The sequence below is a fragment of the Candidatus Arthromitus sp. SFB-mouse-NL genome, from assembly GCF_000709435.1.
Taxonomy (GTDB): Bacteria; Bacillota; Clostridia; order Clostridiales; family Clostridiaceae; genus Dwaynesavagella.
In genome coordinates, this window is the sequence record NZ_CP008713.1 from 1362154 (window position 1) to 1374665 (window position 12512).

The 12512-nt window shown below is 28.1% G+C and carries 11 protein-coding genes and 4 tRNA genes; 1 reads left to right on the forward strand and 14 read right to left on the reverse strand.

What is annotated here, in order from left to right; all coding sequences use genetic code 11:
* Positions 1-87 precede the first annotated feature (87 nt).
* From hpf to recD2, 4 genes are all read right to left on the reverse strand, one after another.
* Positions 88-621: a ribosome hibernation-promoting factor, HPF/YfiA family gene (gene hpf, locus SFBMNL_RS06480; RefSeq protein ID WP_005805368.1), complete on the reverse strand. Its 534-nt coding sequence runs from the start codon at positions 619-621 to the stop codon at positions 88-90.
* A 241-nt stretch (positions 622-862) separates the two neighbouring features.
* On the reverse strand, positions 863-1522 hold the full coding sequence (locus SFBMNL_RS06485) for a ComF family protein (protein WP_042294925.1): 660 nt from the start codon (positions 1520-1522) through the stop codon (positions 863-865).
* A complete protein-coding gene (locus tag SFBMNL_RS06490) occupies positions 1495-2283 on the reverse strand; it encodes a hypothetical protein (protein ID WP_005805366.1) in 789 nt (262 codons plus the stop codon). The genes SFBMNL_RS06485 and SFBMNL_RS06490 overlap by 28 nt, the downstream gene beginning before the upstream one ends.
* 208 nt (positions 2284-2491) lie before the next feature.
* A complete protein-coding gene (gene recD2, locus SFBMNL_RS06495; RefSeq protein ID WP_042294929.1) occupies positions 2492-4720 on the reverse strand; it encodes an SF1B family DNA helicase RecD2 in 2229 nt (742 codons plus the stop codon).
* Between the two features lie 118 nt (positions 4721-4838).
* Here recD2 and nagA point away from each other — a divergent pair, with 118 nt between their 5' ends.
* The gene (gene nagA, locus SFBMNL_RS06500) at positions 4839-5984 is read left to right on the forward strand and encodes an N-acetylglucosamine-6-phosphate deacetylase (RefSeq protein ID WP_005805363.1); all 1146 of its coding nucleotides are present in this window, start codon (positions 4839-4841) and stop codon (positions 5982-5984) included.
* Here nagA and metK read toward each other — a convergent pair.
* From metK to wecB, 10 genes are all read right to left on the reverse strand, one after another.
* Positions 5981-7177: a methionine adenosyltransferase gene (gene metK, locus SFBMNL_RS06505; RefSeq protein WP_042294931.1), complete on the reverse strand. Its 1197-nt coding sequence runs from the start codon at positions 7175-7177 to the stop codon at positions 5981-5983. The genes nagA and metK overlap by 4 nt on opposite strands.
* Positions 7178-7250: 73 nt before the next feature.
* Positions 7251-7326: transfer RNA gene (locus SFBMNL_RS06510), tRNA-Thr, on the reverse strand.
* Positions 7327-7329: 3 nt separating this feature from the next.
* Positions 7330-7405: transfer RNA gene (locus SFBMNL_RS06515), tRNA-Val, on the reverse strand.
* Between the two features lie 4 nt (positions 7406-7409).
* Positions 7410-7495 (reverse strand) — tRNA-Tyr (locus SFBMNL_RS06520).
* A 7-nt stretch (positions 7496-7502) separates the two neighbouring features.
* A tRNA-Thr gene (locus SFBMNL_RS06525) sits at positions 7503-7578 on the reverse strand.
* 139 nt (positions 7579-7717) lie between these two features.
* A complete protein-coding gene (gene spoIIID / locus SFBMNL_RS06530) occupies positions 7718-7972 on the reverse strand; it encodes a sporulation transcriptional regulator SpoIIID (protein ID WP_007439744.1) in 255 nt (84 codons plus the stop codon).
* A gap of 45 nt (positions 7973-8017) precedes the next feature.
* On the reverse strand, positions 8018-8875 hold the full coding sequence (locus SFBMNL_RS06535) for a M23 family metallopeptidase (RefSeq protein WP_042294933.1): 858 nt from the start codon (positions 8873-8875) through the stop codon (positions 8018-8020).
* Between the two features lie 89 nt (positions 8876-8964).
* Positions 8965-9939 carry a stage II sporulation protein D gene (spoIID, locus tag SFBMNL_RS06540; RefSeq protein WP_042294935.1) on the reverse strand — a complete coding sequence of 325 codons (975 nt, stop codon included), beginning with the start codon at positions 9937-9939 and terminating at the stop codon, positions 8965-8967.
* Between the two features lie 110 nt (positions 9940-10049).
* Positions 10050-11303: a UDP-N-acetylglucosamine 1-carboxyvinyltransferase gene (gene murA, locus SFBMNL_RS06545; protein WP_005805355.1), complete on the reverse strand. Its 1254-nt coding sequence runs from the start codon at positions 11301-11303 to the stop codon at positions 10050-10052.
* A 92-nt stretch (positions 11304-11395) separates the two neighbouring features.
* Positions 11396-12508, reverse strand: a complete 1113-nt coding sequence (wecB, locus tag SFBMNL_RS06550; protein ID WP_042294938.1) for a non-hydrolyzing UDP-N-acetylglucosamine 2-epimerase — start codon at positions 12506-12508, stop codon at positions 11396-11398.
* Positions 12509-12512 lie beyond the last annotated feature (4 nt).

Sequence of the window (12512 nt, forward strand, 5' to 3'; positions counted from 1 at the left end):
TATTAAAATTAAACATATAATTTATTTTTTTATTCTATATGCTTAATAAACAGGTTAAGGTGTTCAATTGAACACCTTAACCCAAAATTAATATTCTGCTTCTATAAGTCCATAATTACCAGATTTTCTCCTATATAACACATTAACATCATTCGTCTCTGCATTGATAAAAACATAAAAATCATGTCCAATAAGTTCCATTTGGAGTATTGCCTCATCTTTATACATAGGCTTAATTGGAAACTTTTTAACTTTTATAATAATATCGTCTTCTAAATCATCATTTTCTATATTATCAAGTAATATATCCAGACTTCTTATATCTTTATTACTATATTTCTTAACAAGCTTAGTCTTTTGTCTGCGAATTTGCTTATATAATTTATCTACAACTAAATCTATAGCAATATACAAATCACTATTTCTCTCCTGAGCTCTTAAATATATACCATTAAATAAAATACCAACTTCTATTATTTGATTATTCTTTTCAACGCTCAGAGTAACGTGGGCTTCTAATTCTTGTGAAAAATAATTATCTAATTTAGATAATTTTTTATTTATAGCATCTTCCAACGCACGAGTAACTTCTATATTCTTACCATGAATAACAATTTTCATTAACCTCAAGCCCCTTTATTTTAAAATTAAAGCTAGTTGACCTGGTCTTTTACCCCACACTCGCCTGCTGGAGCTTTCGCTAATAAAAACTAATTCCTCACTACTAACCCTCTCATACCTAAATGGCAGGTCTTACTCCTAAGCCGCACCATGATAATTAAAAATCTATTTTTAATTTACGTGGATCGTTTCGCCTGCGACTGGCATCGATTTTCAACCACAAACCTAGCTTTACTATATTTTAAATTAAAGTTTTCGCAATTGTCAATACACTTAAATCCATTTCAAATGTACTTTTTTTAATAATCCCGCAAACCTCATTTAAAGTACTATAAGTTGTCGCTACATCATCTATAATTAAAACTTTCTTATTCCTTAACATACTCAAATCTACATGCTTATTTATAAAAAATTTATCCTTTATATTAACTGTTCTCTCCGATATATCTAACTTTTTTTGATCATGTTTTTTACCAATACAATATAAAAGCTTAATATACGGTATATCTAAACTCTTACTTAACGTCTTAGTCAAATAATGACTCTGATCAAACCCTTCTTTTTTAATCTTGTTCCTATCTCTAGGAACATAACTCAAATAATCTATTTTGATATTTAACTTCTTAATATAAGAATTTAAAATAATACTCAAATACTCACCAGACCTAAAATCTTTATGTATTTTAAAATTGTATATTATATTTTTCATAGTGCCAAAATAATAGCAAGCATTATATGCATGAAAATCATTAAAATCAACTCTATTAAAATCCTCATTAAACTTAATATCCCGCATACATTCGTGACAAATAAATTTATCATCTATTTTTTCATAACAACTTACACACAAATTTAAATTAGGATAAATCAAATCTAATATTTTCTCACTCCACTTTCCCAAAGTTTCTTATTATAACTCCTTGAAATTACTTTTGCCATAATTATTTCTATATTTTCATAATTAGATACAAAAATAATTTCATTTTTACGATTTGTTAAAAATTTACACATCCCACATATAGTAAGTAAACTTTTATAATTAAATTTACTGCTACAAGCAAAAAACACTATTATGTTAAAATTATTATACATGGGATTATCAACTATAAAATTATATAATTCTAAAAGATACTCACTAGTTGTCAAATATATATAATATCCATCATTAATTCTATTTACAAAATCATTAAAAGATTTAAATTCATTATACATATATATCTTCTTAATCTTAGGAAATAGTAAACTATATTTCCTCATATATTTACTTACATTGAAACATGATTTATCATCTTTAGTAATAAGTATAACCTTTGTTTTATTAAGCATAAACCACTTTAAAAATTCAAATACGACATGTGGCATATCTTCATTTAAATTTATTTTAGTTTGTATACTCCTAGGTTCTTTAAATAAACTCAAATCTTCGTTCATTTCATACAATACTTTATCCTTAAACATCTTCTTCATACTTATTATAATCTTTTTACTTATACGTATGTCTTCAACATATTCTCTTATAAAATAATCATCAACTGAAGATATTCCTGTCACATCATCTACAATTAATAAATCAAATTGATTTCTTCTATCTATATTTAAAAATGTACTTAAAAAAACTATAGAATCTACATCAACTCTTTTACTCAATAAAAATTTCTTCACGCATTCCTCATTATGAGTTATATACAATATTTTCTTATTGCTACTTAAAAGATTATTTATTAATAAAATTATACTCGATAAATTATAAAATGGATGAGATACCAAATTTAATATGCCTTCCCCTGATGTAGAAAACCATTTAGTTAGGCTATAAAAATTATAATTTATATTATTATTCTTACTATGCGTTAAAATTTTAAACTCACTCCTAATTTTTATCTAATAAATTAATCACTTCATTAAATAAGTATTTTAAAGATGAATATCTAATAATCTTTGAAGTATTTTTTATCATATATGTTAAATAATTTATATCACCAACTAATACAACATATTTTTTAGCTCTAGTAACCGCTGTATACAATATATTTCTATTCATCAGCATACTAGAGAATTTAAATATAGGCAATATAATAACTGGAAATTCACTCCCTTGACTTTTATGTATAGTAATAGCATAAGCATGTTCAATTTCACTTAATAAATTCTTTGTATATTTAAACACCTTACTGTCATCATATATAATACTTAATTCTTTTTCGTTTATATCTATAATATACCCAATATCCCCATTAAACACTCCTATTGCTTGTTCTTCATCATGTATATTATATCCTCTAATCTCATAATTATTTTTAATCTGCATAACCTTATCTCCAACTCGATAACATTTTCCCCCATATATTAATTCATCCTTATTAATATCCTTTGGATTTATGTTCTCTTGAAGTAAACTATTAAGATTTGAAACTCCCAATACTCCTCCTCTTATTGGAGATAAAATCTGTATGTCTTTTAACTTATCAATCTTATATTCAAAGAATTTAGGTATCCTAAAAGATACTAAATCTACTAAAATTTTACATATATTCTCCTCACTACTATCTTTTATAATATAAAAATCACTATCTTTTTTGTTTAATATAAGTTCCTCTCCATTATTAATCTTATGAGCATTCAAAACTATAAAACTATTTTGCTTTTGCCTATATATTTTATTTAAATATGAAACTGGAAATATACCACTGTTTATTATATCTCTTAAAAAATTTCCAGGACCAATTGATGGAAGTTGATCAACATCTCCAACTATTACTATCTTTGTTCCTATTTTCAATGCTTCAAATAATTTGCTTGCAATCAAAACATCAACCATTGATGCTTCATCTATTATTATAGCATCACACTTTATTTTATTATTTTCATTTTTCCCTATATATCCAAACTCTTCATTATCACTAGTTGAAATTTCAAGAACTCTATGTATAGTTTTAGCTTCAAATCCTGTAGTTTCCATCATTCTTTTTGCTGCTCTCCCAGTTGGTGCAACCATTATTGGATTAAATCCATAATTAAGAAGTGTGCTTAAAATAAATTTTATTATAGTTGTTTTCCCTGTACCAGGTCCACCCGTTATTATATGCACACCATTTTTTATACCACCAACTAGTGCCTCAATCTGATCTTCCGAAAATTTAAAATCATTCTTATTCTCAAACTCAAGTATATCTCTATAGATATCAATATTAAATTTATCCTTATATCCTATATATAACCTAATTAAATTTGAACATATCTCATATTCTGCCATATATATGTTTGTCAAAAAAACACATTTTATATTACTATTTTCATAGTTAAATTCCTTCTCTACAATAATACCACATGATAAAATATCATTATAAACTTCAATTATTTTTTCTTCAGAAATACATAATAACTCTTTACTTTTCTCAATCATCTCATTATATAATATAAATGTATTTCCAAATTTCAAATTATCCTTAAGCACATAAAATATACCGCTTCTAACCCTATTTGAATTCTCATTTGGTATATTTAGTTTCTTTCCTATTAAATCCACCTTCTTAAATCCAAATCCATTAATCTTTCCTATAAGCATATATGGATCCTCACGAATAATATTTACAGCTTCTTCACGAAATAAACTATAAATTTTATTTGCATTATTTAAAGAAAATCCAATATTTATAAGATCTAAAATTATCTCTTTATCATTTTTATCTCTATTCAAAGCACTTTTTATCTCTAAGAACTTCTTTTCCCCAATACCTTCAACTTCTTTTAATCTTTCAGTATAATTATTTATTATATCAAGAGTTTGATCTCCAAACTTCTCAATTATTTTCTTAGCTGTTTTCCTACCAATTCCAACAAATAAAGAAGACGATAAATAACTCTCTATGTCATTTGTAACACTTAAAATCCTCTTCTCTAAAAAGGAAACTTTAAATCTCTCACCATATTTACCATTGATTTCAAAATTCCCATTAACTTCCACGTAATCATTTTTATTAATATTATTATCATTATATACACATATTATTTCTTTACCTTCATCGTCTACAAGTATAAATATAGAGAACTTAACAGAAGTATAAATAATATTTTTAATAGCACCTATTAATTTTTTCATTCGTCCCCTCATAAATAATCCTAAAAAAATATAATATATTATATCACAAATATCTTAATCATTTATTTGACACGCATACTCTGATGAAATTAAAATGTATAAAAAGGAGTTGAAATAATTGTTAATAAAAAATGTTAAATTGATATTTACTGATTCAATTGTTCCTGGAAGTGTAGTTATACAAAACGGCAAAATATACAAAATATTTTTAAACCACAATCCAAGATATGAAGGTGAAATTTTAGATGGTGAAGGACTATACCTATCTCCTGGATTTATAGATATTCATATACATGGTGCAAGTAACCACGATACTATGGATGCATCTTATGAAGGTATTATAGAGATATCCAATACTTTATTGAAACACGGTGTAACATCATTTCTTCCAACTACTATGACATGTTCAAAAGAAGATATAAGAAATGCTCTTAAAAATATATATCAAATAATCAAAGACAATACATCACCTAACAACATACTAGGTGTTCATTTAGAAGGACCTTTTATTAGTAAGGAAAGGATCGGTGCACAAAATCCAGAATTTTTGTTAGAACCATCTATAGATAATTTCAAAGAAATAGTTGAAGATTATGAAGAAATTATAAAAATCGTAACTTTAGCTCCCGAAATTGAAGGAGCATCGAATTTAATTAAATATTTAAACGATAAAAAGATAGTCGCATCAATAGGTCACACTAATGCAACATATGAAGAAGCTCTATGTAGCATTAAAAATGGTATATCTCATGCAACTCATCTCTTCAATGCAATGACTCCATTTACTCATAGAAGCCCTGGAGTTGTAGGTGCAATATTAAATTCAAATATTACAGCTGAATGTATTTTAGATGGAATACATATCCATTATGCCGCACTAGACATGGCAATAAAAATTAAATCAAATAATAAAATAGTACTAATAACAGATGCTATGAGAGCATGCTGTATGAAAGATGGAAACTACACATTAGGAGGTCAAAATGTTATAGTTAAAGATTCTAATGCAAGACTTGAAAATGGTTCTCTTGCAGGATCGGTATTAACATTAAACAAAGCAGTATATAATGTCAAAAATAACTTAAACATCCCTCTTAATGAAATAATAAAACTTGTTACCATAAATCCATCAAAAATATGTAAAACTCAATTAACTAAAGGACTCATAAAAGAAGGATATGATGCAGATCTAGTATTATTTGATGAAGACATAAATATAAAACACGTATTTGTTAATGGGAATAAAAAAGAAGGTATTAGCTAAATACTAATACCTTCTTTCTTCAATAATGATTTTATTTCATTTACCTTATCTAATTTCTCCCAAGGAACATTTAAATCATTTCTCCCAAAATGACCATAACTAGCAACTTGTCGATATATAGGTCTCCTCAAATCAAGAATTTTTATTAATCCTCCTGGACTCAAATCAAAAACTCTATCTATAATATCATATATATTACTCTTATCTATTTTTTCGCTTCCAAAAGTTTCAACAAATATAGACACAGGACTAGCTACTCCTATTGCATATGCTAGTTGAATTTCAACCTTATCACATAAACCAGAAGCAACAAGATTTTTAGCAACCCATCTTGCTCCATAAGCAGCAGTTCTATCAACTTTTGTTGGATCTTTCCCTGAAAAAGCCCCTCCTCCATGCCTAGAAAATCCACCATATGTATCAACAATTATTTTCCTACCAGTAAGTCCACTATCTCCATGAGGTCCACCTATGACAAAACGTCCAGTCGGATTTATCAAATACTTAGTATTATTATCTAATAATTCCTTTGAAATAGTGGGTTCTACAACATTTTTTATTAAATCAGTTCTTATCTTATCTTGGGTCACAATTTCATCATGCTGAGTTGATATCAGTATAGTGTCAATTCTAAAAGGCTTGTCTCCATCATACTCAACCGTAACTTGAGTTTTTCCATCAGGTCTCAAATAATTCAATATACCTTCTTTTCTAACTTCTGCCAATCTTTTAGCTAATTTATGAGCCAATATTATAGGAAGTGGCATAAATTCCTCAGTTTCATTACAAGCATATCCAAACATTATGCCTTGATCACCAGCACCTATAAATTTATTCTCACCAACTACATCATTTCTTTTTTCAAACGATTCATCAACACCTATAGCTATATCAGATGATTGACCATGTATAAAATTAGCTATCGCACAAGTATTAGAATCAAAACCATATTCTGCCTTATTATATCCAATATCATTTACTATTTTTCTTACTATACTTTGAACATCTACATAACAATTAGTTGTAATTTCACCAATAACGTTTACAATTCCAGTTGTAACACTAATTTCACACGCTACTCTAGCTAAAGGATCTTTATCTAATATAAAATCTAATATACCATCAGAAATTTGATCACACATTTTATCTGGGTGACCTTCTGTAACAGATTCTGAAGTAAATAACCTTTTCATATCAACGCTCCTAGATTATAAAAATTTACACAAAAAATAAAAAACAACCCTCCTATCAAGAAGGATTAAAGTATGGAGCTGGCAATAGGACTTGAACCCACAACCTGCTGATTACAAGTCAGCTGCTCTACCAATTGAGCTATGCCAGCAAATGGTGGGCACAACAGGGATCGAACCTGTGACCTCCTGCTTGTAAGGCAGATGCTCTCCCAGCTGAGCTATGCGCCCTTAATGGTGGAGGAAGCTGGATTCGAACCAGCGAAGTCGAAAGACAACAGATTTACAGTCTGCCCCCTTTGGCCACTCGGGAATTCCTCCATGTTACTGGAGCTGGCAATAGGACTTGAACCCACAACCTGCTGATTACAAGTCAGCTGCTCTACCAATTGAGCTATGCCAGCAATATCCATCAACATTTTTATTATATTATATATAATTTGATTTTGCAATACTAATTTAATCTATTTTATAATTATTTATTTCGTTTTAAGCCATATTTTATTATATTATCTATAATTTACTTTAAATTAGTAGCAATTATTAATTTTCTCCACTACTATATTTCATTTTAGTAGCATTACCTCCACGTATATGCCTTTCTGCTTTATTTAAATCCAATATATACTTAGCTTCTCTAGCTATTAAAGGGTTAATTTTAGGCAAACGTTCAGTCATATCTTTATGTATAGTGCTTTTGCTAACTCCAAAGGCTCTAGCTGTTTTTCTTATAGTAGATTTAGAATCTATTATATATTTTGCAACACCTAAAACCCTTTCTTCTATATAATCTTTCATGTCATATCTTCCTTTAATAGTTGTCCAGTCACCTCGACTGGACAACTACTTAAAATTTATATAATCTGCTGGATTTACTTCTTCATTATTTAGATACATTACAAAATTTAAATGTGATCCATAATCCTCATTTGAATAATTACCTGATGAATTTCCAACTGTTGCTATAACTTCACCTTTCCTAACCTTTTGACCATTGACAACCTTAATCTCTTCATCTAAATTTGTATACACACTTTTAAATCCATTATCATGTTTAATTACTATATACTGTCCCTTTTCCGTTAAATCATTATCTATTTTTTCGACAACACCATCTAAAACAGACATAACAGATTCACCCTTATCAGCCTTTAAATCTACACCATCTCTAGTTCTCCATGTATTTAAAGTCTTAGAATACATCGTATCTACTGAATACTCTCTTATTAATGATCCCTCGACAGGACTAGAAAATGTTAATGTGGATGCTGAAACTTGAACATTATCTTTATCTAAATCAACATCAACAACATCTTTGTTAACCAAATCTTTTTTATCCTCAATTAAATTTGTTGCAATATCGGTATTTGACAATTTATCTAAATTATCATTTTTACTTACAATATCTTTTACTTCCTGATTATTTGAAGTATTCAATACATCTTCATTTTTAGTATTAGTATCACTCGGTATATTATTAACTTGAAGGGCATTATCCATATTACTCTCATTGATATTTAATTCTTCATTAAATTTCGTATTATCTGTAACCTGAGTTTTATTACCCTCTGCGTAATTATTGTTAAATGATGAATTACTAAAATAAATTATTAACGCTAAAACTATTGCTATCCCAATAAAAACAAATAAATTAATCTTTTCCTTCTTGCCAAATACTTTTGTCCTTTTTAAATTATTCATTTTTAACACCTCCATTCTAATTGTGTCCACTTTTAGTAAAAAAATACATTTTTAGAACATTTTGCACAAAAAAAAAGAAAAAGGCATCACTAAATTGAAACCTTTTTAATCTTAACACCACTATAATAATGTTTTAATATTTCATCATACTTATAACCAAGCTCAGCCATCTTTCCTGCTCCCCATTGGGACAAACCAACACCGTGACCATAACCTCTAACTTTTATAACTATATTATTATCTTCCTTTTTCATATCTATATTACTCGAATTTAACTCGAATAAATATCTGAAATCTAATCCTCTAATAATCTCATTCCCCAATCTTATCCTATATATTGATCCTGATTCCGTATAACCCAAAATTTCAATATCATCATAGTTTTTAACATTCGCATTAGAATATTTATTATTTATCCTATCTACAAACTCTCTCTCGCTAAATACATATTCCTTGGTAACATTTGGTGCATCTTGATCAAATAAACTATTAACAGATTTTAAATATGGCTCGTCAAACGAGAATACATCTGATGAATTTTCGGTATATCCACTTGAAATTGCAAAATATAATGCATTATTAACAATTTCATCATTGTAATACAAGACTTCTCCTCTTGTTTCGTCTATAGCTCTTCTTATTTTTTCTATATATTCATCTTTCTTACTACCAAACTTCTGCTCATACATACTCTCATCTATATAAGCCTGAGAATGGACTGTATCACAAACATGAGCAACATTATGTATTTTTACCCCACTAATTACCTTGCTAATTGCATATGTTCTAGATGTAACTGCCTGGGCCTTTAAAGCCTCTATATCAAATTTCACAGGCATTTCAGCTGCCAAAACACCTTCTAAATATTCTTCTAATTTCAATTCTTCTACACTATCTGTTTCATGTCTATATAATTTTATAATAACATCCTCCTGATTAACATTAATGAAACCTTTAAAATCTTCATTATAACTAATACCAATAACTGCTAAAGGCAATAAAAAAAATACACACATAAAAATTAATAACAATAATGAAAACTTCTTTAAAATATATTTAATCAAAACATTTTACCTCTACTAATCTTTAATATATAATATTTTATTTATTAATATGTTATATATTCTTACAAAATAAAAAACATCCAAAATAATGGATGTTTTTTATTCTTAATTTATATTCTATCTATACTAGCATTCAATTTTCTTAATTTATACTCTATTCCTGAATATCCTCTATCAATATGATATATATCGGTAATCTCACTTTCACCATCACAAGATAGTGCTGAAAGTATAAGTGCAGCTCCAGCTCTTAAGTCTGTAGCCTTTACAGTCGATGATATTAGTTTACTCACACCTTCTATTATAGCAACTCGATCATATATAGAAATATTAGCTCCCATTCTACACAATTCCATAACATGCATAAACCTATTTTCAAAAATAGTTTCAGTAATAGTACTAACACCATTTGTAACCGATAATAATGCCATCAATTGTGGTTGCATATCAGTAGGAAAACCAGGATGAGGTAAAGTTTTTAAATTAATAGCTCTTAAATCAACATTACCATTTACAAAAATTTCATTCCCATCAATATTCATATCAAGTCCCATCTCATAAAATTTAGATAAAATCGGATTTAAATATTCCTCATTTATCCCCCTCACCTTAAATCTACTCTTAGTAATAGCTGCAAGTGCTATATAAGTTCCAGCTTCTATCCTATCATAAATAGGAATATGCCTAGTACCTCTCAAATTTTTGACGCCATTTATAATTATTTTGGATGTCCCTGCACCTTCTATATCTCCACCCATACCATTTATAAATACTACCAAATCTACTATTTCAGGTTCTTTAGCTGCATTCTCTATTATAGTTCTTCCTTCAGCCAATGTAGCAGCCATAATTAAATTCTCAGTAGCTCCTACTGAAGGAAAATCTAAATATATTTTAGATCCAAGTAATTTTTTTGCCGTAATTTCAACACATCCATTCACAATTGAAACATTTGCTCCTAAAGTTGATAATCCTTTCAAATGCAAATCAATTGGTCTAAGACCTATATTACATCCTCCTGGCATATAAATACAAGCTTTACCAAATCTAGATATTAAAGGTCCTAATACTAAAAATGAAGCTCTCATCTTCCTTACTAAATTCTCAGATAAATCAAGTGGAAGCATATTCTTACTATTTATACTAAGAGTACTATCTATCTCATTTATATCTACCTTTACTTTCAAACTCCTTAGTACATCACATATAACAAAAACATCATCAAGCATAGGTATGTTTTCAATTATACATTCATCATCACATAGTATTGTGGCCGCTATTATAGGTAATACAGAATTTTTAGCCGAACTAACCTCAATCTCACCGTTAAGCGTCCTACCGCCTCTAATTCTAAATCTTTGCATGCTAGCCGCTCCTCCAAATATTAATTTATCTTAGATTAAATAAAACCACATTATATTATACGGTACCAATATACAAAGTTAATTATAATTTTTTAATTATTACCTAAATAGTTTTTTTCTAGTATGCTAACTATCCTTTTTGATGTATTCCCATCTCCATAAACATTACTTATCACCTTATCCTCAATTCCATTATCTATCAATTCTTTTGCAAATTTATATATTCTATCTCTATCCGTTCCAACTAATTTTATCATCCCTTCTTCTATCATCTCTTCCCTCTCAGTCTCATTTCTTAAAACCAAAACAACTTTACCCAAATGAGGCGCCTCCTCCTGTATACCACCTGAATCAGTCATAACAAAAAAACACCTAGATAATAAATTATGTGAATCGTATATATCTATAGGATCTAATATATATACATTTGATATGCCATTTAAAATAGAATTTACTGTATCCCTAACTATAGGATTTAAATGCGTTAAAAATACAATTTTTATATCCTCATATTCCTCTGATATTTTTTTTACAACATTACAAATATTTATTATAGGTTTTCCCCAACTCTCTCTCCTATGTGCTGTAACTACAATTACTTTACGTGAAAAATCCATATCTCTTAATATTTTGTTTCTAAATATATAATTATTACTTATTGTATATTTCATTGTATCTATAACTGTATTACCTACAACATATATATTCTTTTCATTTACACCTTCTTTTAAAAGGTTATTTTTAGATAAATTAGTAGGTGCAAAATGATACTTTGCCAATACTCCAGTTAATTTTCTATTTGCTTCCTCTGGAAATGGAAAATATAAATCATTACTTCTTAATCCTGCTTCAACATGCCCTATATCAATCTTTTGATAAAACGCTCCTAAACTAGAACAAAAAGTTGTGGTTGTATCACCATGTACAAGCACAACTTTAGGTTTCTCTTCTAAATATATTTTTTCAAGATTTATCATTATTGATGTAGTTAAAGTTGGTAATGTCTGCTTTTCTCTCATGAGGTTCAAATCATAATCCGGTATTATATTGAACTTATTTAATACATCATCTAACATTTCTCTATGCTGAGCGGTCACACATACAATATTTTCAAAATTCTTATTATTCTGTAGCTCCTTTATAAGCGGAACCATTTTAATTGCTTCTGGTCTTGTTCCAAAAACACTAATAACTTTTATACTCATAATA

Bases quoted from the DNA above. Each gene is read 5' to 3' on its own strand.
- hpf (WP_005805368.1), bottom strand. From the start codon at position 621: ATGAAAATTGTTATTCATGGTAAGAATATAGAAGTTACTCGTGCGTTG.
- recD2 (WP_042294929.1), bottom strand. From the start codon at position 4,720: ATGAAAAAATTAATAGGTGCTATTAAAAATATTATTTATACTTCTGTT.
- metK (WP_042294931.1), bottom strand. From the start codon at position 7,177: ATGAAAAGGTTATTTACTTCAGAATCTGTTACAGAAGGTCACCCAGAT.
- spoIIID (WP_007439744.1), bottom strand. From the start codon at position 7,972: ATGAAAGATTATATAGAAGAAAGGGTTTTAGGTGTTGCAAAATATATA.
- SFBMNL_RS06535 (WP_042294933.1), bottom strand. From the start codon at position 8,875: ATGAATAATTTAAAAAGGACAAAAGTATTTGGCAAGAAGGAAAAGATT.
- murA (WP_005805355.1), bottom strand. From the start codon at position 11,303: ATGCAAAGATTTAGAATTAGAGGCGGTAGGACGCTTAACGGTGAGATT.
- wecB (WP_042294938.1), bottom strand. From the start codon at position 12,508: ATGAGTATAAAAGTTATTAGTGTTTTTGGAACAAGACCAGAAGCAATT.